Source organism: Actinomycetospora aurantiaca (genome assembly GCF_037401875.1).
GTDB classification, from domain to species: Bacteria; Actinomycetota; Actinomycetes; order Mycobacteriales; family Pseudonocardiaceae; genus Actinomycetospora; species Actinomycetospora aurantiaca.
Window position 1 is genome coordinate 89052 of sequence record NZ_JBBEGN010000014.1, and the last position, 22618, is coordinate 111669.

At 75.2% G+C, this 22618-nt stretch carries 22 protein-coding genes; 6 read left to right on the forward strand and 16 right to left on the reverse strand.

What is annotated here, in order from left to right:
- Positions 1-34: 34 nt before the first annotated feature.
- Both WCD74_RS22935 and WCD74_RS22940 read left to right on the forward strand, forming a co-directional pair.
- Positions 35-433 carry a hypothetical protein gene (locus WCD74_RS22935; RefSeq protein ID WP_337697204.1) on the forward strand — a complete coding sequence of 133 codons (399 nt, stop codon included), beginning with the start codon at positions 35-37 and terminating at the stop codon, positions 431-433.
- Positions 434-454: 21 nt separating this feature from the next.
- Positions 455-736 carry a hypothetical protein gene (locus WCD74_RS22940; protein WP_337697205.1) on the forward strand — a complete coding sequence of 94 codons (282 nt, stop codon included), beginning with the start codon at positions 455-457 and terminating at the stop codon, positions 734-736.
- A gap of 4 nt (positions 737-740) precedes the next feature.
- Here WCD74_RS22940 and WCD74_RS22945 read toward each other — a convergent pair whose 3' ends face one another.
- The 4 genes from WCD74_RS22945 to WCD74_RS22960 all read right to left on the reverse strand — a co-directional run bounded on the left by WCD74_RS22945 (position 741) and on the right by WCD74_RS22960 (position 3851).
- Positions 741-1208, reverse strand: coding sequence for a MarR family winged helix-turn-helix transcriptional regulator (locus WCD74_RS22945; protein ID WP_337697206.1), 468 nt, complete (start codon positions 1206-1208; stop codon positions 741-743).
- A 219-nt stretch (positions 1209-1427) separates the two neighbouring features.
- Positions 1428-2222, reverse strand: coding sequence for an FHA domain-containing protein (locus WCD74_RS22950; RefSeq protein WP_337697207.1), 795 nt, complete (start codon positions 2220-2222; stop codon positions 1428-1430).
- A gap of 22 nt (positions 2223-2244) precedes the next feature.
- Positions 2245-3375, reverse strand: coding sequence for an FHA domain-containing protein (locus WCD74_RS22955; protein ID WP_337697208.1), 1131 nt, complete (start codon positions 3373-3375; stop codon positions 2245-2247).
- Positions 3372-3851: a hypothetical protein gene (locus tag WCD74_RS22960; RefSeq protein ID WP_337697209.1), complete on the reverse strand. Its 480-nt coding sequence runs from the start codon at positions 3849-3851 to the stop codon at positions 3372-3374. Before WCD74_RS22960 ends, WCD74_RS22955 begins: the two co-directional genes overlap by 4 nt.
- A gap of 223 nt (positions 3852-4074) precedes the next feature.
- Here WCD74_RS22960 and WCD74_RS22965 point away from each other — a divergent pair, with 223 nt between their 5' ends.
- Positions 4075-5172, forward strand: a complete 1098-nt coding sequence (locus WCD74_RS22965) for a ferredoxin reductase (protein ID WP_337697210.1) — start codon at positions 4075-4077, stop codon at positions 5170-5172.
- A 14-nt stretch (positions 5173-5186) separates the two neighbouring features.
- Positions 5187-6380: a fatty acid desaturase family protein gene (locus WCD74_RS22970; protein WP_337697211.1), complete on the forward strand. Its 1194-nt coding sequence runs from the start codon at positions 5187-5189 to the stop codon at positions 6378-6380.
- 79 nt (positions 6381-6459) lie between these two features.
- Here WCD74_RS22970 and gdhA read toward each other — a convergent pair whose 3' ends face one another.
- Positions 6460-7803 carry an NADP-specific glutamate dehydrogenase gene (gene gdhA / locus WCD74_RS22975; RefSeq protein WP_337697212.1) on the reverse strand — a complete coding sequence of 448 codons (1344 nt, stop codon included), beginning with the start codon at positions 7801-7803 and terminating at the stop codon, positions 6460-6462.
- A gap of 109 nt (positions 7804-7912) precedes the next feature.
- On the opposite strand from gdhA, the gene WCD74_RS22980 reads away from it, so the two are divergent.
- On the forward strand, positions 7913-8884 hold the full coding sequence (locus WCD74_RS22980) for an EcsC family protein (protein ID WP_337697213.1): 972 nt from the start codon (positions 7913-7915) through the stop codon (positions 8882-8884).
- A 4-nt stretch (positions 8885-8888) separates the two neighbouring features.
- On the opposite strand, the gene WCD74_RS22985 is transcribed toward WCD74_RS22980, so the two are convergent.
- Genes WCD74_RS22985 through WCD74_RS23010 form a run of 6 tightly spaced genes read right to left on the reverse strand, consistent with a single transcriptional unit; the run spans position 8889 to position 16177 of the window.
- Positions 8889-10382, reverse strand: coding sequence for a sodium:solute symporter (locus WCD74_RS22985; protein ID WP_337697214.1), 1494 nt, complete (start codon positions 10380-10382; stop codon positions 8889-8891).
- Positions 10383-10391: 9 nt separating this feature from the next.
- Positions 10392-11393: an SIS domain-containing protein gene (locus WCD74_RS22990; protein ID WP_337697215.1), complete on the reverse strand. Its 1002-nt coding sequence runs from the start codon at positions 11391-11393 to the stop codon at positions 10392-10394.
- Positions 11390-12502, reverse strand: a complete 1113-nt coding sequence (gene nagA, locus WCD74_RS22995; RefSeq protein ID WP_337697216.1) for an N-acetylglucosamine-6-phosphate deacetylase — start codon at positions 12500-12502, stop codon at positions 11390-11392. The genes WCD74_RS22990 and nagA overlap by 4 nt, the downstream gene beginning before the upstream one ends.
- Entirely contained in the window at positions 12499-13638 is a 1140-nt protein-coding gene (locus WCD74_RS23000) for an anhydro-N-acetylmuramic acid kinase (protein ID WP_337697217.1), read from the reverse strand. The genes nagA and WCD74_RS23000 overlap by 4 nt, the downstream gene beginning before the upstream one ends.
- Positions 13635-15461, reverse strand: coding sequence for an N-acetylmuramic acid 6-phosphate etherase (locus WCD74_RS23005; protein ID WP_337697218.1), 1827 nt, complete (start codon positions 15459-15461; stop codon positions 13635-13637). The genes WCD74_RS23000 and WCD74_RS23005 overlap by 4 nt, the downstream gene beginning before the upstream one ends.
- On the reverse strand, positions 15458-16177 hold the full coding sequence (locus WCD74_RS23010; protein ID WP_337697219.1) for a GntR family transcriptional regulator: 720 nt from the start codon (positions 16175-16177) through the stop codon (positions 15458-15460). The genes WCD74_RS23005 and WCD74_RS23010 overlap by 4 nt, the downstream gene beginning before the upstream one ends.
- Positions 16178-16225: 48 nt before the next feature.
- Between WCD74_RS23010 and WCD74_RS23015 the strand changes: the two genes are divergently transcribed.
- The gene (locus WCD74_RS23015) at positions 16226-16792 is read left to right on the forward strand and encodes an MOSC domain-containing protein (protein WP_337697220.1); all 567 of its coding nucleotides are present in this window, start codon (positions 16226-16228) and stop codon (positions 16790-16792) included.
- On the opposite strand, the gene WCD74_RS23020 is transcribed toward WCD74_RS23015, so the two are convergent.
- The 5 genes from WCD74_RS23020 to WCD74_RS23040 are packed head-to-tail and all read right to left on the reverse strand — an operon-like array spanning position 16786 to position 22615.
- Positions 16786-18738, reverse strand: a complete 1953-nt coding sequence (locus WCD74_RS23020; RefSeq protein ID WP_337697221.1) for an HNH endonuclease signature motif containing protein — start codon at positions 18736-18738, stop codon at positions 16786-16788. The genes WCD74_RS23015 and WCD74_RS23020 overlap by 7 nt on opposite strands.
- Before the next feature lie 47 nt (positions 18739-18785).
- Positions 18786-19400, reverse strand: coding sequence for a class I SAM-dependent methyltransferase (locus tag WCD74_RS23025; RefSeq protein ID WP_337697222.1), 615 nt, complete (start codon positions 19398-19400; stop codon positions 18786-18788).
- A 30-nt stretch (positions 19401-19430) separates the two neighbouring features.
- Positions 19431-20372: a DUF389 domain-containing protein gene (locus WCD74_RS23030; protein WP_337697223.1), complete on the reverse strand. Its 942-nt coding sequence runs from the start codon at positions 20370-20372 to the stop codon at positions 19431-19433.
- Positions 20373-20385: 13 nt separating this feature from the next.
- Complete coding sequence (locus WCD74_RS23035) at positions 20386-20823, reverse strand: hypothetical protein (protein ID WP_337697224.1); 438 nt, start codon at positions 20821-20823, stop codon at positions 20386-20388.
- 19 nt (positions 20824-20842) lie between these two features.
- Positions 20843-22615 (reverse strand): putative bifunctional diguanylate cyclase/phosphodiesterase, encoded by a 1773-nt coding sequence (locus tag WCD74_RS23040; protein WP_337697225.1) that lies wholly within the window; start codon positions 22613-22615, stop codon positions 20843-20845.
- Positions 22616-22618: the final 3 nt, after the last annotated feature.

Here is a 22618-nt window from a genome sequence, read left to right on the forward strand (position 1 = left end):
GCGCGATGACCTGCCGGGTCATACCGTGGAGCGCGTGACGAAGGCGGTGCAGGACCTCATGATCGCCGTCGAGCGCGTGCACGACGCCCTGCACACCGCCCTGCGCTCGGGCGGCCCCGTGGCCCACCTGCTCGCCGACGACGCGACCGTCGACGTCCTGCCGTCGGGTGCGGGCGCCACGGGGGTCGACGAGATCACCCGGTTCGTCGCCGGGCAGGTGGTGCTGCCCGGCGACCTGACCGTGCGCCGGCTCTCCCGCACCGGGGACCGCTTCCGGGTCGTCGACGAGGAGGTCTTCGCCTTCACCCACGACCGCGAGCTGGGCTGGCTGCTCCCGGGCCCGCCGACCGGGAAGCCGACCGAGCTCGTCGTCGTGACCCTCACCGCGGTCAAGCGGGGGCGGGTGACGCGGTCCCGCATCATCGTGGCGTGACGCCCCGCGTACCGTCACCCCATGCTCGCGGAGCTCCTCGGCCGGCTGACCGGCTGGATCCAGTGGCCCCCACCGGACACCGACCGGAACCGCTTCCTGTTCCGGCTCACCTTCCCCCTGGCGACGCTCGCCGCGGTCTACGTGCTGACCTTCGCGCTGGTCAGCGAGGGGTGGCTGCCGTACCTGGTGGCGGTGGTCCTCATGGTCATCGCCGGGATGTCCGGCATCGGGCTGCTGCTGATGCGGGCCCGCCGGGAGGAGCTCGCGCGGCTCGAGGCCGCCGAGCTCGCCCGCGGCACCTGACCGGTCAACCCTCGGCGACCCGCTCCCAGCGTTCGGAGAGCCGGTCGAGGTCGGTGAGCACGCGGGTCAGCTCGTCGGCCTCGCGCGAGGTGCCCATCAGCTGGTCGTTCAGGCGGCCGACCTTGGTGCTGACGTCGTCGAGCAGGGTCCGCCCGGCGTCGGTGAGCGTCAGCAGCTTGCGCCGTCCGTCCGAGGGTGCCGTGCCCCGGTGGATCAGCGCGCGGTCCTCGAGCCGGCGGCAGACGTCGGCCATCGTGGAGCGGTCGAGGGCGACGCAGGCCGCGAGCGACCCCTGGTCGACCTCCGGGTACTCGCGGACCGCGGTGAGGACCGCGAACTGCGGCCCCGTCAGCGTGGTGTCCACGTGCCGTAGCCACGCGGCCGCGTAGGCCTGGTAGAGCCTCCGCACGAGGAACCCGGGTGCTCCGCGGAGCGGTTCCGGCGTGGTCGGCCTCGTGTCGTCTCGGGTCATGTCGTTCCCGTTCCCCCGGGCGTCGAACGGTGGACCGGCCGGTCACGGGGAGTGCCCCCGATGGCGGCGCCGACCATGTCTCCCGTCCGTCGCGTACTACGCGTCACCCGTCCGGTGCGGACGGTGACGTGCCCCCCTGCACAGTGCGTGTGCGCTGCGTCGTCGATCACGGTACGACGTTTCCCGGTCAGGACGCGAGACCCGAACGGACGCGTCCGATCAGATGCTGGCCGATCGGGTCGTGAGCCCGGGCGGGATCTCGCCGGGAAAGAGGCGCCGGACGTCGTCCAGGGTCACCAGCCGCAGGCCGATCACCTGGTCCACCACCGCGACCCGCCACCCGCGCGTCTTGTCGTTGAGCCGGACCCCGCGCAGCCACCGCTGGGCGTGCCGGAACGCCTCGCTCTGCGTCTTCGGGCTCGGGACGGGGCGACCGGCGCCCCGGTGCCAGGCGGCGATCTGGTCGGCGTCGCCGTGGTGGTCGCGGGCCGTGCCGTCCGGGCTCGACGCCGCGGCGATCAGGGTGGGTCCGCAGGCCGCGACCAGGACCGACCACCACGTCTCGTCCGTCGGCAGGGCGGCGTTGACCGTCTTCCCGCCCGCCAGGTCGGCGCGGCCGACCGAGGCCGCCGTCGGCGCGAACGCGAGCAGGGCGAGCGTGACCTCGCGGCCGTCCGCGAGCCACAGCCCGAGCGAGGCGCGGGAGTCGCGGACCAGCAACCCGTTCCCGGGCCGGATCCGGTCCTGGCCCGCCACCCCCGGCACCACCAGGGTCAGCTGACCGCCGTGGCGCTGGCGGTTGATGACGAGGTAGGCGTCGTCCCGGATCTCGATCTCCGCGGCCACGCGGGAGACCTGGTCGTCGTCCACCTGCACGTGCCGGTCGCCGGCGGTGTTCCGGCCGATCGTGGCGGTCTCGCCCCACGGCACCGAGATGCGGCGCTCGGAGCGGACGTCGAGCAGGGCCAGCCCACCGAGCGGCAGGACGCGCCCGGCACCCGCCCCGTTCCGCACGTCCGCCAGTATCCCCACCCGCTCAGTGCCCCGCGACGACCTGCGTGGTCGCCGACCGGTCCGTCTCGGCCGCCATGAGGCGCAGCCGCGGCCCGTCGGCGCCGAGCGCGAGCTCCGCGCCCGGCACCAGCCGGGTCGGGCGGTCGATCCGGCGCCCGTCGACGCGGGTCCCGTTGGTCGAGCCCAGGTCGGTCACGGTCCAGCCGCCCCGCTCCGGGCTCAGCCGCACGTGGCGCCACGACACCCCGGGGTGGTCGACCACCAGACCGGCCGCCGGGTCCCGCCCGAGCTCCACGGTCCGCGTCAGGTCCGTGTCCGTCAGTCGGGTGCCCGCGGCGTCCTCGACCACGAGCGTCGCCCGCGGACCGGCCCCGGCCACGAGCGTGCGCAGCTTGGGCACGGCCGCCGTCACCCGGGTCGCGAGGGCGACGGGCCCGGGGACGCGCCTCCCGCCCCCGGGCCCGAGCTCCGGCCGGCGCTGCTGCCCCGCGCCGGCCGGATGCCCTCCTCCCGCCCCCCGCGCCGGGGCGAGAGGGCCCGCCGTCGACGCGCACGCGGCGGCGACGGGGGTCTGCTGCGGCTCGGAGAAGGCCGCGGTGACGACGACCCGGCCGAGCGGGACGTCGTCGGAGACGAGCAGGTGCACCCACGTCCGCTCGGCCAGCCGGCGCACGCCCTGCTCGCGGCCGTGCTCGACGTAGCCCTCGGCGAGCTCCCGGGCCAGGGACTCGAGCGGCCGGCGCTGCGCGACCTCGGCGCCGTCCACCGGGTTCCACTCCACCCACAGGTGCGGGGCCGCGACCTGCTGGCCGCGCGGGGTCCACACGAGGGCGTCGACGCCGTCGAGCCGCTGGGCGGTCACCCGCAGCAGGCCGTCGCCGTGGACCCACGGCCGGGCGAGCACGGTCCGCAGGGCGCGGCGCACGGGAGCGGCGGCCGAGGGCGCGACGGTGAGGTCGACGGTGGTCGTGCCGACTGGGGTCGCCAGCGGGTCCGGCCGCGGCCGCGCCCAGGCACTCACGACGACGGCGAGCCCGGCCGCGAGCGCCACCAGCCCGAGGATCAGCAGGGCCACCAGCAGCGACCCGGTCGTCCACCACAGCAACAGCGCCGCGGCGACGACCCCGCCGGCGACCAGCCTGCCCCGGCTCATCGGGCGGCCGTCACGAGACCGGGGACCTGGCCCGCGACCTGGCCGACGGACGGCAGGTGGTCGGCCGCCGTCGTCAGGACCCCGCTGTCCTCGGTGGCGCGGGCGAGGCCGACCGGGCCCCAGGCGACCACCGCCGCCCCGACGAGCACGCACACGACCAGCGCGAGCCCGCCGTGCGCCACGACCCCGACCGCCCGGTCCACCAGCACCGGACGCGCGACCCGGCCTCCGGCCCGCGTGGCGAGCGCGTCGGCGAGGCGGCGTCCGGCGCCGAGCCCGATCAGGCCGCCGACGACGACCCCGGCGATCAGCCACCCGCGCGACGACGGGTCCCACCAGCCCGCCAGGAGGGCGCCGAGGACGACGCCCACCGCGGTCCCGGCCAGCGACAGCACGAGTGCGGTGCCCCCGCGTCGCCAGCCCCGCCACGCGGCGAGGGCGACGACGGCGAGCACCACGAGATCCACGAGGGTCATGGGGTCCTCCTCCCGAGTCGGTCACCAGCGAGTCAACCGACCGCCCGGCAGCCGCGGGCCCCCGTCGTCGGGAACTATTTACCGAGGTCGCGGACCACCGTGACCGCGCGCACACCGTCGACTGTGAGCCGGATCGTGCGCCGCAAGCGGTACCGTGGGTAGCGGTAACCGAAAGTCTCCGGTACTCCTGGTACCTAGAAGTTTTCCAGGCAGAGGAGACACCGTGACGGCCGTACTCTCGACCCGCGCCCGGCGCCTGAGGGACCTCGCGACCCGACTCACCACGCCGCTGCTGCCCGACGACTACCTGACCCTGATCAACCCGCTGTGGTCCGCCCGTGAACTGCGCGGCCGGGTCGTCAGCGTCACCCCCGAGGCCGAGGACGCGGCGACGATCGTCGTCGAGCCCGGCTGGGGGTGGGAGTTCCCGCACGCCGCCGGGCAGTACATCGGCATCGGCGTGCAGATCGACGGGCGCTTCGTGTGGCGCTCGTACTCGCTGACCACCCCGCCCGCGCGGGACGGGAAGCGCCTGGTGATCACCGTCCGCGCCATGCCCGACGGGTTCGCCTCGCAGCACCTGGTCAACGGCGTCGAGCCCGGCACCGTCGTGCGGCTCGCCCCGCCGGCCGGGGAGTTCGTCCTGCCCGACCCGCTGCCGTCGAAGGTCCTCTTCCTGACGGCGGGTTCCGGCATCACCCCGGTCATGGCGATGCTGCGGTCGCTGGACCGCCGCTCGGACGCCGCCGACGACGTGGTGCTCGTGCACTCCGCGCCCGACGCCGAGCGGGCCCTGTTCGCCGACGAGCTCGACCTGCTCGCCCGCCGCCACCCGTCGTGGCGGATCGTGCAGCGCCACACCCGCACCGAGGGCCACCTGACGCTCCCGGCCGGCCTCGACGACGTCGTCCCGGACTGGCGGGAGCGCCAGACCTGGGCGTGCGGACCGGCCGAGATGCTCGACGACGCCGAGAAGGCGTTCGCGGACGCGGGCGTGGGGGAGTCGCTGCACCTCGAGCGGTTCGCCGCCTCGTTCTCCGGCTCCGCCGAGGGCGGGACGATCACCTTCGCCCGCAGCGGCCGCACCGTCGAGTCCGACGGCGCCGCGACCGTCCTCCAGGCCGGCGAGCAGGCCGGCGTCCCGATGCCGTTCGGCTGCCGCGTGGGCATCTGCCACACCTGCGTCGCCCCGCTGCGCTCCGGCGCCGTGCGCGACCTGCGCGACGGGTCCGAGCACCGCGTGGCCGACACCGACCAGTCCACCCGCACCGTCCAGACCTGCGTCACCGCCGCTGCCGGTGACTGCACCGTGGATCTCTGAGAGAGGAGCCCGAGATGGCCATCTCCGACATCAAGGAATTCGCCCACCTGACCGAGGCCGACGTGGAGGCGCTCGGCGAGGAGTTCGACGCGATCCGCCGCGACGTCGAGGAGTCGCGCGGCGCGGCCGACGAGGAGTACATCCGGTCGATCATCAAGACTCAGCGCCGCATCGAGATCGCGGGCCGGGCCGCGCTGTTCGGCAGCGTCGTCCCGCCGCTCTGGATGGCGGGCGCCGCCCTGCTGGGCGTGGCCAAGATTCTCGAGAACATGGAGATCGGCCACAACGTCATGCACGGCCAGTGGGACTGGATGAACGACCCGGAGATCCACTCGGCCACGTGGGAGTGGGACAACGTCTGCCCCGCCGAGCAGTGGAAGCACTCGCACAACTACCTGCACCACACGTACACGAACGTCCTCGGCAAGGACAAGGACGTCGGGTACGAGATCCTGCGGGTCACCTCGGACCAGAAGTGGAACCCGGTCAACCTCGGCCAGCCGGTCTTCAACACCCTGCTGATGCTGCTGTTCCAGCACGGCGTGGCGATCCACGATCTCGACATCGAGGGCCTGCTGCGTCGGGACATCCAGGACCCGGAGGAGTTCAAGGCCAAGCTCGAGCAGGTCGGCCGCAAGATGCGCAAGCAGATGGGGAAGGACTACATCCTCTTCCCGCTGCTCACCGGGCCGTTCTTCATCACGACCCTCACCGCGAACATGGCGGCCAACCTCATCCGCAACGTGTGGTCCTACGCCATCATCTTCTGCGGGCACTTCCCCGACGGCGCCGAGGTGTTCACCGAGGACCAGCTCGAGAACGAGACGCAGGGCGAGTGGTACCTGCGCCAGCTCCTCGGCTCGGCCAACTTCACCGGCAACCGGCTGATGCACGTCATGTCGGGCTCGCTCGGCTACCAGATCGAGCACCACCTGTTCCCGGACCTGCCGTCGAACCGGTACCCGGAGATCGCGGAGCGGGTGAAGGAGATCTGCGCCAAGTACGACCTGCCCTACAACATCGGGCCGTTCCCGAAGCAGTTCTGGAAGTCCATCCGCACCATCTGGCGGCTCGCGCTGCCGAACAAGAAGTTCGCGGCCGAGCAGCAGGCCCACGAGTCGGAGGGGCTGCGGCGCGACCAGGCCACGAGCACCCCGTCGGCCGAGGCCGAGGCCCGTCGGGACCGGAAGGAGCCGGTCGCCGCGTGACCGGCTGATCGGCGGCGAACGGCACTCCCGCGCACCTCGGGGCGCTGCGGGAGTGCCGTTCGTGCGTCCGGACCTCCGGTCAGACCAGGCCCAGCGCCGCCATGGCGTCGGCGACGCGGAGGAACCCGCCGATGTTGGCGCCGGCGACGTAGTCGCCCGGGCTGCCGTACTCCTCGGCGGTCTCGAGGCAGCGTTCGTGGACCGAGTGCATGATCCCGGCGAGCTTCTCCTCGGTGTGCTCGAACGTCCAGGTGTCGCGCGCGGCGTTCTGCTGCATCTCCAGCGCGCTGGTGGCGACCCCGCCCGCGTTGGCCGCCTTGCCGGGCGCGAAGGTGACGCCGGCCTCGCGCAGGAGCCGGATCGCGTCGGGTGTCGTCGGCATGTTCGCGCCCTCGGCGACGACGCCGCACCCGTTCCCGGCGAGCTGCTTCGCGCCCGCCTCGTCGAGCTCGTTCTGCGTCGCGCACGGCAGGGCCACGTCGCAGGGCACCGACCAGATCGGCCAGTCCTGGACGAAGCGGGCGTTCCCGCCCCGCTCCTCGGCGTAGTCGCTCACCCGACCCCGCCGCTCCTCCTTGACGTCCCGGAGGAGGTCGAGGTCGATGCCGTCCTCGTCGACGACGTACCCGGCCGAGTCGGAGCAGGCGATCACCCGCCCGCCGAGCTGGTGGACCTTCTGGATCGCGTGGACGGCGACGTTGCCCGATCCCGAGACCACGACCTTCCGGCCCTCGAACGAGTTCCCGGAGGCCCGGAGGATCTCGTCGACGAAGAACACCAGGCCGTAGCCGGTCGCCTCCGTCCGGACCCGGGAGCCGCCCCAGGTCAGGCCCTTCCCCGTGAGCACACCCGACTCGTACCGGTTGGTCAGGCGCTTGTACTGCCCGAACAGGTAGCCGATCTCCCGCTGCCCGACGCCGGTGTCGCCCGCGGGCACGTCGGTGTGCTCGCCGAGGTGGCGGTGGAGCTCGGTCATGAAGGACTGGCAGAACCGCATCACCTCGGCGTCGGAGCGGCCCTTCGGGTCGAAGTCGGACCCGCCCTTCGCCCCGCCGATGGCGAGCCCGGTCAGCGAGTTCTTGAAGATCTGCTCGAACCCGAGGAACTTGACGATGCCCAGGTACACGCTGGGGTGGAACCGCAGGCCGCCCTTGTAGGGACCGAGTGCGGAGCTGAACTCCACCCGGAAGCCACGGTTGAGCTGCGGTCGCCCGTCGTCGTCGGCCCACGGCACGCGGAAGATGATCTGGCGTTCGGGCTCGCAGAGTCGCCGGAGGATCTCGGCGTCCGCGAGGTCCGCGTGCTTGTCGACGACGGGCCCGAGGTTCTCGAGGACCTCCCGCACCGCCTGGTGGAACTCCTCCTCCCCGGGGTTGCGCGCGACCACCTCGTCGTAGACCGCGGTCAGCCTGCCGTGCGGCACGGACATGCACCTCTCTCCGATCGGTTCTGGATCCGACGGTCCCCGCCGGGTACCGGACGGTAACGACCGCGACGTGTCCCGCGCGGGCGGCCGGGGGTAGGCGTGCCGGATGACCGAGATGGCGCTGATGTCGTCGGCCGACCGCGACGAGTGGCGGGCCCTCCGGGAGTGGAGGGCCCACCGGTTGGCCGAGCCGGCCGAGGCCCCGGGCTGGTGGGCACGCACGGCCGGGCGCGTCGCCGGCGACGTCCGGACCGTCGTCGAGTACGTCCCGGGTGCCGTCGAGGCCGGCCGGCTGGCCGTGTCCGGGCTCGGCCGGTTGATCGACGCCGGGACGGGGACGGCCGCGGCCTCGGTGCGCACCGGTCCGATCGTCGCCGCCCACCGGGAGCGCGGGCACCCGGTCGCGGAGCTCTCCGACCTCCGGGACCTCCCGCTGGCCGACCTCCGCGCCGTCACCCCGGACCTGGGCGTGCCCTACGCGATCGGCGGCGCCGTGCAGGGCGCCGGGTCGAGCCTCGTGACCTCGAGCGGCACGGTGCTCGCGGCGGGGACCGGCGGGGTCGCCGCCGCGCCGGGCCTCGGCGCCGTGCTCGCCGTCCTCGGGGTCGACGCGGCGCTGGGCGTGCTCGTGAGCACCCGGGCGGTCGCGCACGTCGCCGCGTACCACGGCTACGACGTCGCCGACCCCGACGAGCGGCTCTTCGCCCTGGGCGTGCTCTCGCTCGGCCTCGCGGAGGACTCCCGCCGCGCGGCCGCCTACCGGGAGCTCGCCGGCGTCGCTCGTGGCCTCGCCCGCCGACAGGCCGTGCGCCTGACCTCGGAGCGGGTGGGCGCCGTCGTCCGGACGGTCTCGACCTCGCTCGCGCTGCGGCTCACGCAGGAGCGGTTCGCGCAGGTCGTGCCCCTGCTCGGGACGGCGCTGGTGATCCGGCGGACGGTCCGCAGCCTGCGGCAGGTCGTCGACGACGCCGAGCACCTCTACGCCGAGCGGCTCCTGCGGGAGCGCTACGACGTCCCGTTCGAGGAGCCGGGTCCCGACGACGAGCCGGGCGAGATCGCCGCGGCCCTGCGCGCGTAGCCGATCACCCCACGGCGACCGGCTCCGGCTCGGGCGTCGGCTCCCGGCGCGGCCGTACCAGCGAGATGAGGCCCCCGACCACGAAGGTGATCACGACGCCGAGCGGCACGAACCACGGGAACGCGAGCGCCTGGCCGTCGATGGAGATGCCCAGGGCCGCCCAGCCGACACCGAGCAGGGTCGCCACGAACGCCACGAAGGCCGCGACGCCGTCGGCCCGGCGCACCACCAGGCCGAGCAGGAACGCGCCGAGCAGGGCGCCGTAGGTGTACGACGCGATGGAGAGCCCGAGCTCGACGACCGGGTCGTCCGTCGTCGTGAACAGCGAGGCGAACGCGACCATCACCAGCGCCCACACCCCGGTCATCCACCGGGCGACCTTGAGCATCGTCTGCTCGCCCGGCCGCCAGCCGGCCCACGACTGCACGATGTCGGCGATCGTCGAGGTCGACAGCGAGTTCAGCGCGCTCGACAGCGAGCCCATCGTCGCCGCGAGGATGCCGGCGACGAGCAGGCCGGAGAGCCCCATCGGCAGGTCGCGCAGGATGAACTCGCCGAACACCTGGTCGCTGGTCAGGCCCAACGATGCAAGTGGCGCCCCGCCGTTGCGGGCCCACAGCAGCGCCCCGACCAGCGAGAAGAGCGCGAACTGCACGCCGATCGCCACCGCCGAGCCGATCATCGCCTTGCGGCCGTCGGACAGGGACCGGCAGGAGAGCACGCGCTGGGCGATCAGCTGGTCCGAGCCGTGCGACCCCATCGTCAGCAGCGCGCCGCCGACGATCGCCGTGACGAACGCGTACGGGCTCGTCAGGATCGGCTTGGAGAAGTCGAAGACGGTGAGCTTGCCCGCATCCCACGCCGCGGCCCACCCGCCGCCGCCGACCTGCACCGACAGCACGACCACGCAGATCACCGCGCCGAGCAGGTAGAGCCCCATCTGCAGGAAGTCGGTCCAGACGACCGCCTTGATGCCGCCGACGTAGGTGTAGGCCACGGTCACGGCGGTGATCGCGAGGACGATGACGAAGTAGTTGACGTCCAGGCCGAACTCGGCGAGCAGCAGCTTGATCGGGATCGCGCCGGCGAAGAGCCGCACGCCCTCGGCGAGCAGCCGCGTCACGAGGAACGTCAGCGACGCGAGGCCCTGGGTGTGCCGCCCGAACCGCTCGCCCAGGTACTGGTAGGCCGAGACGAACCCGCCGCGGAAGTACAGCGGCAGCAGCACGAACGACACGAGGATGCGCCCGACCAGGTACCCGACGGCCAGCTCCACGTAGGAGAACGACCCGCCGTAGGCCACCCCGGGCACGCTGATGACGGTGAGCGTCGAGGTCTCGGTCGCGACGATCGAGAACATCACCGCCCACCACGGCAGCGACCGCTCGCCGGTGAAGTAGTCCGTGGCCGAGCGCTGCCGCCCGGAGAGCTTCAGGCCGATCACCGCGATCGCCACGAGGTAGGCGACGATGACGGCGAGGTTGACGACGTCGTGCATCCCGGGCTCCTATTCGGTCCTGGTGATCTTGTGCAGGCCGCCGGGAGCGTCGACCTCCACGCCGCGCCGCAGCGCGAGCCGCCACGCGAGCTTCTGGGCCGGGACGACCGCCACGATCGGCGAGACGAGGCCCGGGGTCTGCGCCGGCAGGTCCGGGCCGATCACGACGACGGGTGCGCCCCGCTGCGCGAGCTCGTCGCGGAGGTCCAGCACCGAGGCGCTCGCCGCCTCGTCGGGGGCGACCAGGAGCACCGGGGTCGCGGGGCCGACCGCGCCGATCGGCCCGTGGCGCAGGTCGGCGGGGGAGAAGGGGGTCACGAGCGACCCGGTCAGCTCCGTGAGCTTCAGCGCGGCCTCGTGGGCGGTCGCCAGGTTGACCCCGCGCCCGACCGCGATCCCGCGCCACGACGCCGCGAACGTCTCGACCGCCTCGTCCACGTCGGCCTCGAGGGCCTCCGCGACCAGGTCCGGCGTCCGGTCGAGGTCGCGCAGCAGTGCGGCCGCCGTCGGCTCCGGGGCCAGCCCGGCCGCGACGACCGCGAGCGCGGCCAGCGACGTGGTGTACGTGCCCGTGGCGGCGACGGAGCGCTCCTCGCCGACCCGCAGCGGCACGACCAGATCCGCCTGCCCGGCCAGGTCGGAGCAGGGGTCGTTCGTGACGGCGAGCGTGGGCGCGCCCCGCTCGCGGGCGTCGCGGAGCACCGCGACGATGTCCGGCGAGCTGCCGGACTGCGACACCCCGACGACGAGGCGGCGCCACACGTCCGGCGAGGCGCCGTAGGTGGTGACGAGGCTCGGCGTCGCCAGGGTCACCTCGCGTTCGCCGACGAGCGGCACGAGGTACTGCGCGTAGCGGGCGGCGTTGTCGGAGCTCCCGCGGGCGGCGATCACGACCCCGGTGGTGCCGTCGGCGAGGTCGCGCACCGCCCCGGCGACGGCGTCACCCGTCGTCAGGAAGGAGCGGAGGGCGCGCGGCTGGGCGTAGAGCTCGGACTCGAGCAGCGAGGTCATGCGGCCTCCGCCCCGCCGACGAGGACCCGCGTCACGGCGAGCGCGTCGTCGAGCACGGTCACGTCGGCGACCCCGCCGGGGCGCAGGACGCCGAGGTCGGGGTGCGGCCGGTGGGCCGGGCCGACGAGCCGAGCGGGCGTCGCGGTGGCGGCGGTGAGCGCGTCGGCGAGCCCGATCCCGGCGGAGACCGCGACGCGCACGCAGCCGGCGAGCGTCGCGGCGCTGCCGGCGAGGGTGCCGTCGGGGTTGCGGACCGCGCCGTCGGCGAGGGTCAGCTCGACGTCGCCGAGCCGGAACGTCCCGTCCGGCATGCCGGCGGCGGCGGTCGCGTCGGTGATGAGCGCCCAGCGGCCGGGCGCGGCCGCGGCGACGACGCGGAGGACGTCGGGGTCGAGGTGGTGCCCGTCGGCGATCACGGTGACGACCGCACCGGGGTGCGCCAGCGCCGCGGCCGCGAGCCCGGGCGACCGGTGGTCGAACCCGCTCATGGCGTTGAACAGGTGCGTGGCGCCCGCGACCCCGGCGTCGAACCCCGCGTGGGCCTCGGCCGCGGGAGCGTCGCTGTGGCCGGCCATCACCGTGACCCCGGCGCGCAGGGCCGACGCGATCACCGCGTCCGCGCCGTCGAGCTCCGGCGCGACGGTGGTGATCGCGACCGCGCCCGCCGTCCGGAACGCCTCGAACAACCCGGGGTCCGGAGGGCGGAGGAACTGCGGGGGATGCGTCCCGGGCCGCTTCGGGGACAGGAACGGGCCCTCGACGTGCGCGCCCAGCAGGCGGGCGCCCGCGTCGCCGGAGCGGGCCGCGTCGAGGAGCCGCAGCGCGGTCGTCGTGGTGTCCGGGGCGGCGGTGATGACGGTCGGTGCCACGGCGGTGACGCCGTCCTGCGCGAGGGCCCGCCGGAACCGGCGCACCTCGTCCGGGTCGGTGGCCGCCGTCAGGTCGACGCCCGCGTACCCGTTGCACTGCACGTCGACCAGGCCCGGCACCGCGATCCCGGCGCCGCAGGCGGGGGAGAGCCCGACCGCCTCGACCCGTCCGTCCACCACCGCCACGTCGCCGCGGTGCAGCACGCCGCCGACGAGGGCCGCGGACACGCCCAGCCTCATGCGACCACCTCCAGCGAGCGGACGGCGGGCGCCGGCTCCGGCAGGCGCAGCGGTGCGTGGCCGGGGCTGATGCGGCCGAGGACCCGGGGCGTCGCCGTGCCCGTCGCCCCCGGCAGCACCCCGGGCACGCCGTGCCAGGTCAGGGCGCCGAGCAGGGCGGTCAGGACGGCCTCCTTCGCGTCGGCGGGCAGCCCGCGCTCGTCGGCGGACACGAGCGGGATCGGGTGCAGGGCCTCGGCGAGCGCTCGCCGCAGCACCGGGTTCGCCATGCCACCCCCGGCGCCGACGACCTCCACGGCGTCGCGGCACGCGTCGGCCACCGTGCGGGCGGTCAGCGCGACGAGGGTCGCGGCGAGCCCCGGGGCGTCGATGTGCGGCGCCGCGTGCGCCACCGCCGCGTCGAGCGCGGGCGCGGTGAACAGCTCGCGGCCGGTCGTCTTCGGCGGGGGAGCGGCGTAGTAGGGCTCGGCGAGGAGGTGCTCGAGCAGACCCCGGTCGACCGTGCCCCGCGCCGCCAGGGCGCCGTCGACGTCGTAGGCGGCGCCGGTGGCCCGGTGGGCGACGACGTCGAGCCAGCAGTTGGCGGGTCCGGTGTCGAACGCGGTCACGCCGTGCGGTGCGACCACCGTGACGTTCGCGATCCCGCCGAGGTTCAGCGCGACGCGCGTCTCCGGGCCCGCGAGCCACAGCGCGTCCAGGGTGCTCGCGAGCGGGGCGCCGTGCCCGCCGGCGGCGATGTCGGTGGAGCGCAGGTCGCTGACGACCGGCAGCCCGGTCGCCTCCGCGATCCACGCCGGCTGGCCGAGCTGCAGCCCGCCGGTCGCCCGGCCGTCGCTGATCCCGTGGAACACGGTCTGCCCCAGCCACACGACGAGGTCGCCGTCCAGCCCGTCGAGGGCGTCCACCGCCGCGTCCGCCGCGGCCCGCCCGAGGGCGTGGTCCACCGCGCAGACCTCCTCGACGGTGGTCGGCGCGGGCGGGAGCAGCGCGAGCACCCGGTCTCCCAGCCCCTCCGGCCAGGCCACGCCCGCGTGCCGGAGCACCTCGAGCTGCACGGTCTCCCCGACCTCGATCGAGCACACCGCCACGTCCAGCCCGTCGGCCGAGGTCCCGGACAGCATCCCCACGACGATCACGAGCAGCTCACCGCCGACACCGCCGCCCGCACCGAGCCCGCCGTCGCCAACCGGTCGCGGGCCGTCGCGTCGTCCAGCCCGGCGAGGAGCGCGACGACCGCGGCCGCGACGTCGTCGCCGGCCGCCGCCAGCGCGGCCCGGGCGGTGACGAGGTCGACGCCTGTCGCGTCGCGCACGATCCGCTCCGCCCGCCGGCGCAGCTTCGCGTTGGTGATCCGGACCCCGACCATCCACGGCCCGTACGTCGCGCCCGCCCGCACCAGGGCGGCCGTCGACAGGGTGTTCAGGGCGATCTTCTGGGCGGTCCCCGCGGCCAGGCGGGTCGAGCCCGCCAGCACCTCCGGGCCGGTGACCAGCTCGATCGCGACGTCCGCCAGGGCCGCGACCGGCGAGGCGACGGCGTTCACGACGGCGACGGTGGTCGCGCCGTGCTCCCGGGCGGCGGCGAGGGCGCCGAGCACGTAGGGCGTGCGGCCGGACGCGGCGACCCCGACGACCACGTCGTGCGGCCCGATCCCGATCTGCTCGAGGTCGGCCCGCCCGGCCACGTCGTCGTCCTCGGCGCCCTCGACGGCCGCGTCCGCGGCGTCGCGTCCGCCCGCCAGGAGCGCGACCGCGCGGTCCGGGTCCAGGCCGAACGTCGGCGGCAGCTCGGCGGCGTCCTGCACCGCGAGGCGGCCGGAGGTGCCGGCACCGGTGTAGACCAACCGTCCGTCGGTCCGCAGGGCGGCGCCCACGGCCTCCGCCGCCCGGGCGATCGGCCCGGTCATCGCCGCGACGGCGGCCGGGGCCACGGCCTGGCCCTCGACCAGGCGGGCGACGACGTCCGGGGTCGGCAGCGCGTCGAGGTCCTCGGACCCCGGCCGCACGGCCTCCGTGGGGAGCCGGTCGGTGTCCGCGGCCGGGCCGGTCCCGTTCGACCGCTGTTCCCGACGGCGGGTCACGGTCGGCTCGTGAGCGGTGCCGGTGTCGGCGGCCAGGGTCGCCAGGCCGTCGAGGGCGTCGCCCGCGGCCTCGGCCAGGGTGAGGCCGGTCCCGCCGAGCCGGTCGGTCAGGGCCTCCGCGAGGCCGCCGACGACGGCCACGGGCACCTCCGGTGTCAGCAGTGCGGCCATGCTGTCACTGGACGGCACAGAAGCCGCACCGTCGACCGTCGCGCGCGCCGTGGCGCCCAGCTGGGTCACCGCTTCGTCGACGATCCGCGCGGCCACGGGGTCACCGCTCTCCGCCGCCTCCAGCACCGCGGGGGCGAAGGCCGCGAGGTCGCCCGGCGCGGACGGCCGCCCGGCAAGCACCGCACGGGCCGGGTTCACGAGCGCGGTGTCCGGGCCGGCGCCGTCGACGGCCCGGAGGGCCGCGCGGAGACCCTGTTGTCCGATCCAGGCCCCGCCGCCGGCGTCGCCGAGCAGGAGTCCGTGCCCGTCGATGCGGCGCACGATGCCGTCGCCGTCCACCCCGAGCGCGACCGCTCCGGTCCCCACTGCGAGCACCACGCCCGCCCCGTGACCGCCGAACGCCCCGGCGTGCCAGGCGACGACGTCCGAGGTCACCAGCACGGATGCCGGTGCGGCACCGTCCCACCCCGTCGTCAGGGCCTCCGCGAGGGCGGCCGCCTCGTCGGGCCGGGTGAGCGCGCCCGGGACGCCGACGGCGAGGGCGCACCCCGCGGGCACCGGCCCGACGGCCGACCGCACCACGGCAGCCACCGCTGCTGCGCCGCCCGGGTCGCCGAGCCCCGCACCCGTCGTCGTCACCCGTCGTCCGCCGTCCGCGAGCACCCGGGCGCCGGAGCGGCCGAGGTCGACCGCCACGACGGGGCTCACGGGATCTCCCCGGGCGGGATGATCTCCATCTCGATCAGGTACCGGTCGCCGCGTGCGAGCGACTCGACCCGCTCGATCACCTCGCCGCGGTGGTCGCGGGAGGTGCGGACGAAGCGCAGGGCGGCGGCGCCGGCGGCGACCCCGAGCAGGGCGGCGTCGCCGGCGTCCAGCACCACCGGGGCGACGGACTGCGTGCCGGAGCGGATCCGCCGGTCGAAGCGCGAGGCGAGGAGCTCGTAGTAGGAGGACGGGCCGTCGAGGTCGTCGCCGGTCAGGCCGGGCACGCGCGCGGCCGGGACGTGCAGGGTCTCCAGGGTCATCGGCTCGCCGTCGGCCAGCCGCACCCGGCACACGCGCAGCACCGCCTCGCCGCCGGGCATCTCGAGGCGCGCGGCGAGGTCGGTGTCCGCGACGACGGTGTCCCACCACAGAAGGCGCGACGACGGCTCGAGCCCGCGGCGGCGCATGTCGTCGCCGAACGACGTCGCCATGAGCGGCTGCGCGACGGCGGGGCGGCGCACGAAGGTGCCCGCGCCGTGACGGCGCTCGATGATGCGGCGCGCCATCAGTTCCTCGAGCGCCTTGCGCACGGTGGCGCGCGAGACGCCGAACCGGGTCGACAGGTCCCGCTCGCCTGGCAGCATGGCGCCCGGGCCGAGCTCGGCGCACAACGCGGCGACCTTGGCGCCCACTTCCGTCGATCGCGTCACGGCCACGGGAGAGGTATAGACCTGTGATTCCCGTGAAGCAAGAGGTACGGACCAGTGCAGATCGAGCGTCTCGTCGTGTCGCCCGGGCACGCCTATCAGGGGCGGCCGTCGGACGGTCCCGCGCCGACGGAGACGACGTCGCCGTCGGCGGTCGAGCTCCGGGCGGGCCACGGCGTCGTCGGTGACCGCTACGCCGGCCGGGCCGCCCACCGCGACGCGGCGCTGACGATCATCGCCGCGGAGGCGCTGGAGGCCGTCGCCGCCGAGCTCGGCGTGCCGCCGTTCGACCCGGTGCTCGCCCGGCGCACCGTGGTGACCCGCGGCCTGGACGTCGAGCGGCTGCGGATGACCGACGTGCTCCTCGACTCCGGCGACGGCCCGGTCCTGCTCGGCGGCCGCCGGCCCGCCGCACCGTGCGCATGGATGGACACCGTCCTCGCGCCGGGCGCCCACGCGCTGCTGCGCGGCCGGGCCGGGGTGCGGTTCGCCGTGCTCGGCTCGGGCGTGCTGCGCGTCGGCCCGCTCACGGTGTCCTTCCCGACGGCGGCCGGGGGCCTGTTCGACGAGGAGGCGCTGCTGGACCCGGAGCGCGCCGCCGTGGGGTCGCGGCGGCGTCAGTAGGGCGGCTCGTCGTCGTCCTCGTCGCGTGTGGCCGGTGTCGGCTGCCATGGGGGTGGGCGGCGGGCCTGCAGATATTCGACGGTCGCGAGGGCGGCGGTGGTGATGCGGCCGTCGGGGGTGGGTCGGGGCGCGAAGTCGGCGGGTGGTGGGACGTCGAAGTCGCCGAACGGCTCGTGTGGGGTTTCCTGGGGGTCGGGCAGGGGGCGGGCGACCTGGCTTTCGGTGTGGTGGACGGTTCCGGTGGGGTCGGTGATCTGGAAGCGGCCGGGTTCGGGTTGGTGGTAGGTCCAGCCGGCGAGGTGTTTGGCGCGGTGGTCGGCTTTGCAGAGGTTGGCGAGGCCCTCGGCGCGGGTGCGGCCGCCGTGGTGCCAGTCGAGGGTGTGGTCGTGTTCGCAGCGCTTCGCGAGCACCGAGCAGCCGGGGGCGACGCAGGTGGGGTCGCGGGCGTCGATCCAGCGGGCGAGGGCAGCGCCGGGCAAGCGGCGGTCGGCGTCGCGGTCGGTCGTGGCGGGGTGCTCGTGGGGTGGACGGTCGCGTGAGCGGTGGTAGGCGGCGAGCAGGTCGGCGAGCCAGGCACCGGCTTGTCCCGTCAGGTCGAGGGCGTCGAGCAGTGCCGCCGGGGCGGTGATCTGGACGGTGCGTCGGCGGTGGCGGGAGTCGCGGCCGGCGTGGGGTGGGGCGCGCAGGCCGATCAGGTGCTGGAGACGCCCGTGGTCGTCGTGGACGAGCAGCTGCCAGGTGGCGGCGCCGAGTTCGCGGGCGCGGCGGTGGGCGATCTCGGGCAGGGTGCCGCCGAGTCCGGGGAGTTCGGCGGGGTGTCGGTCGTGGCCGAGCAGGGTCGACAGGCGCATTCGTAGCGCGACCTCGGCCGGGTAGGGCTCGACCACGGGCGTAGCGCCTGAGCGACCGTCTCCGGGTGCGTCGCCGGGTCCTTCGCGTGGCTCGTCGGGCGGCCCGTGTGGACCGTCGGGGCCCGCGTCGGCCAGTTCGCCGGGACCGCCGTCGCCCGGCCCGTCCTCGGGCCGGTCGTCGGACGGTCCGTCGGGGCCGCCGTCGTCGGGGCCGCCGTCGTCGGGGCCGTCGTCGGGCTCGTCGTAGGGATCGTCGTCGTTCGGGGGGCCGCTGCAGAGTTCGGTGACGATGGCGTCGGTGATGGCGGGGTCGTCCAGGCCGGTCAGCGTGCCGTCGAGCAGGCGGGTGAAGATGCGGGCGGAGATGAACCCGACGCCGAGGTCGGCGCCGAGGACCGCCATCCGGGCCTGCACCCGCAGCGCGAGGGCGTCGAGGTGGGCCTTGGCGTCCTGGGCGAGGTCGGGCGGCAGGTCGTAGCCGCACAGGTCCACCGCCCCGGACGGTGCGACCCGGGCCGTGACCCGCGCCCGCGCGATCGCGGCGGCGAGCCGCCCGGCCGCCCAGGCGGGGTCCAGGGCGCGGGCGACCTCGAGGATCCGCTCGCGCAGCGCCCCGTAGGCGAGCCCGGGAGCTTCGGGGAGCACGATGCGCACGACCTCGCTGATCTGGTGTTCCTCGAGCCCTTCGGTGGCGGCGTCGAAGATCGCGGCCTTGCGCTCCTCCAGCTCGCCGCTGCGCATCGCCGCCCCGAGGGCCGGCTGGGCCTCGAGGACGAAGCACGCCAGGCCGTAGCGGGCCGACGCGGTGACCGCCGACCAGCCCAGGTTCGCCGCGGCGATCCGGGGGGCGAACCCGTCGTCGTACACGCGGCGGCAGGTGTCGGCGCGGGAGCGGCACGCCTGCCGGATGGCCTCGAGGAGTTCGGCGTCGTCGTGGTTGCGTTGCCGGAACGTGGCCCGCATCCAGGCTGCGACGTGCTGACCGGGCAGCTCGGCGACGACCACCGTGGCGAGGGTGGCCGCGAGCGCGGGACCAGCGGGGATGCCCGCGAACGGGTCACCACCGGGGGTCTCGGTCTCCAGGACTGCGGCCACGATTCGAACACTAGTACGAGGGTCCGACAATCTCGGGAGAGCTGGGCTCAGCCCGCCCGCGCGGCGGTGGCGGCGTAGCGGCGATCCGGGCGCTCCGGGACCTGGTGCTGCCGGCGCTCGAGCTCGATGAAGCCCGCCCGGTCCAGGTGGTCGGAGAGGACGTCGACCGGCCAGCGGTAGGCGGTGAGGACCGTGTGGTCGAAGGCGGCAACGTCGTCGTCGCTGTCGAAGAATCCGATCACGAGCACCCCCGAGGTCTGCAGCAGGCGCCGGAAGCCGACGAGGACGCTGTCGATCTCGGTCGGAGTGAGGTGGATCGTCGAGTACCAGGACAGGACACCGGCCACGGAGTGGTCGGGGACGTCCACCTCGGTCATGGAGCCGAGACGGAACTCCGGCCCGGGGTACGTCGCCCGGGCGTGCGCGATGAACTCGGGGACCAGGTCGACTCCCGTCACGTCGACCCCCGACGAGTGCAGGTACGCCGTCCAGTGCCCGGGTCCGCAGCCGAGGTCGAGCACAGGATCGTCGAGGCCGGTCAGATGCCGCCGCACCAGGGCCGTGTCGTCCGCATGACCCTTCCGACCGCCGTCGAACAGGCCGATGTACGGACCGGACATGGAGGAGTACGCACGGCGGACCACGTCCAGACCCTCGTCCATCGCGGCAGCGTAGGACCCCCGCAGGACCCGTCAACCCTCCGACAGCTTCCGGCCCAGCCCGCGACGCCGGTACGTGCGGGTCCGCAGCAGCAGCACGCCCGCCGCGGCCACGACGATCCCGACCAGGTTGATCAGCAACTGCGCCACCGAGGAGAGGCAGCGCGCCCAGTCGCCGAGGGTCGCCGCCACGACCGCGTAGCCCGCCGCGGGCACCGTCGTCACCGAGATGAAGACCCCGACCAGCGCCGCGGACTTCGCCGAGGTCATCGCCAGCATCCCGGCCGCGCCGGCCAGCAGCGCGACGATCAGCGAGAACGGGCCGACCTGGTAGATGAAGTCGACCTGGTCCGCGCTCTCCAGCGGGCTGAGGGTGACCAGGCCCGCCGCCTCGGCCGCCAGGCTGGCCAGCGCCGTCACCACGAGCGCCACCGGGAACCCGACGGCGAGTGCTCGCAGCGCCCGGATCGCGAGGTCGCCGCGGCGCCCGACCAGTCCGACGGCGAGCGCCGCGAGCGGGCCGAACTCCGGGCCCACGACCATCGCGCCCACCACCGTCACCGGCGAGTTCGTGACGACGCCGACCGCGGCCAGCAGGCACGCGATCGTCAGGAAGCCCACGAAGCTCGCCGAGAGCTGCGCGTCGTCGCCGGACCGGCCCACGAGCTCGTCCCAGACGACGGCGTCGGACCCGAGACCCGGGACGGCCTCCTCGGCCGCGTCCGCCCGGTCCGACAGGACGGTGTCCAGCGGCTCCAGCGTGATCCCGCCGGTCCGGTCGACGCCGCGGTCGCACAGGGCGGCCAGGACGTCGTCGACCGCCTCCCGCGCGACGTCGGCGCCCACGACGTCGCCCTCCGGGGCCACCGCGGCGCCGCGCATCACGGTCAGGTGGGCGACGCCGGGCGCCTCCCGCAGCCATCCGAGGATCTCGTCGGTCCGCTCGGCCGGACACACCACCCGCAGGTGCAGCACGGTGCTGAGCCTGTCACGCGGCGGCGACGAGCATCCCCGCGGCGACCAGCCCGCCCGCGGTCCACGCCAGCACCCGCCAGCGGTTCGTGACGACGAGGCGGGTCAGCACCTCGTCGTCGTAGCCGGCGGAGAGCCGCCGGTGGCACGGCACCGAGACGAGCACGGTCACCGCCACCGTCGCCGCCCCGCACACGCCCGCCAGCGCCGCCGCCCAGAACGGCACGCCGTCGGGACGCCACACCAGCAGGACCGCCGTCGTCACCCCCTGCACCGCCCACGGCCCGGAGACCGTCCACGCCATCAGCCGGGTGTGGCGGTCGTGCCACGCGGTGAACGACGCCCGGTCCAGGCCCGCGAAGCCCGGGTAGACGAGCACCTGGACCACCCAGACCAGCCCGGTGCAGAACCACACGGCGGCGGCGTGGAGGACCAGGACGACGAGGAGCAGCACGCCGCGAGGAGTACCCCGATCAGGCCGGGCGGGCCGGCGCGAACAGGTGGCCCTGCGCGTGCCGGCAGCCGAGGTCGGCCAGGATCGCCGCCGCGCGCTCGGACTCGACGCCCTCGGCGACGAGGTCCAGGCCGAACGACTCCGCCAGCCCCGCGATCGAGCGGACGATCGCGAGGTCGTCGGCGTCCGTCCCGAGGTCGCGGACGAAGCGGCGGTCGATCTTCAGGACGGTGACCGGGAACGCCTTGAGCTGGGCCAGCGAGCTGTAGCCGGTCCCGAAGTCGTCGATCGCGATCGCCACGCCCTCGGCGCGCAGCCGGCGCAGCGTGCGCAGCGCCGCGGCGTCGTCGGAGACCACCGCGTGCTCGGTGACCTCCAGCACGAGGTCGCGGCCGGAGAGCCCGTGCCGGACCAGCGCGGCGCGCACGCGGTCGGCGAGGTCGTCGGCGACCAGGTCGAGGGGCGAGAGGTTGACCGAGACGACGAGGCCCGGCGCCGCGGCGCGCCAGGCGGCGAGCTGGCGGCAGGCGCGGTCGAGGACCCAGTCGCCCAGCTCGGCGGCGAGGTTCGTGGCCTCGGCGACCCCGACGAACAGCTCCGGCGGGACGGCGCCCAGGGTCGGGTGCTCCCAGCGGGCCAGCGCCTCGACCCCGACCGTGGCGCGGGTCGCCAGGTCGACGATCGGCTGGTAGGCCAGCCCGAGCGCACCGCCGCGCAGCGCCGCGGGCAACGTCATCTCGACCGCCACGCGCATCCGCTCGCGGGCCAGCATGGCCGCGGAGAACGCCGCGACCTCGTTGCCGCCGCGGGACTTCGCGGCGAGCACGGCCTCCTCCGCGCCCCGCAGCCGGTCCGTCTCCGGGTCGGCCGCCGCGAGGCCGATGCCCACGCTCGCCGTCCGCGTCAGCGACTGCCCGGCCAGGAGCACCGGCTCGGCCACGGCGTGGCGCAGCGACCGCGCCACCTCCCGGGCGTGCGACTCGTCGACCGGGCCGTCGAGCGCGACCGCGAACCGGTCGCCGCCGAGCCGCGCGACGACGTCGTCCGGACCGACCACGGCGCGCAGCCGCTCGCCCGTCGTCACGAGGAACCGGTCGCCGGCCTCGTGGCCGAGGAAGTCGTTGAGGGCCTGCAGCCGGTCGACGTCGAGGACGAGCAGGGCGCCGGTGCGGTCGCGGGCCAGGTGGTCGAGCAGGGTCCGCCGGTGGGGCAGGCCGGTGAGCTCGTCGTGGTCGGCGAGGTGGCGCAACCGGTCCTCGGCGGCGATCCGGCCCTGCATCTGCGCGAAGAGGAGCCCGATCGTGGTCAGCGCGCGCAGCTCGGCGTCCTCCCAGGAGCGGTCGCCGTACTTGACGAACCCGAGGCCGCCCGTCGTGACCCCGCCCGCCCGCAGCGGGACCATCGCGACCGACGTCTCCGCGATCCCGGATCCCTGCCGCACACGCTCCTGGTAGTCCGCCGCGTCGCGGGGTCGGCGGACGCCGATCGCGGTGAGGTGCTCGGTGGCGGCGAACACCGGGTCGGCGGTGGCGAAGGGGATGACGCCGAGCGGGTCCGGGTCGGGCACGACCGGTCGCGGCGGCCACTCGGCGACGAGGTTCGTGGTGCGCCGCGCCAGGTCGTGGAAGCGCAGGAAGCTCAGGTCGACCTCGAAGAACGCGACGAGCCGGGACAGCACGTCCTGCACGGCGACGACCAGCCCGGCCGACGTCGCGCCCATCAGCCGGGTGGCCACGGCGGCGACCAGGCCGTCGAGGTCGGTGACCCCTGGCGTCCCGGTCGGCTCCCACACCTG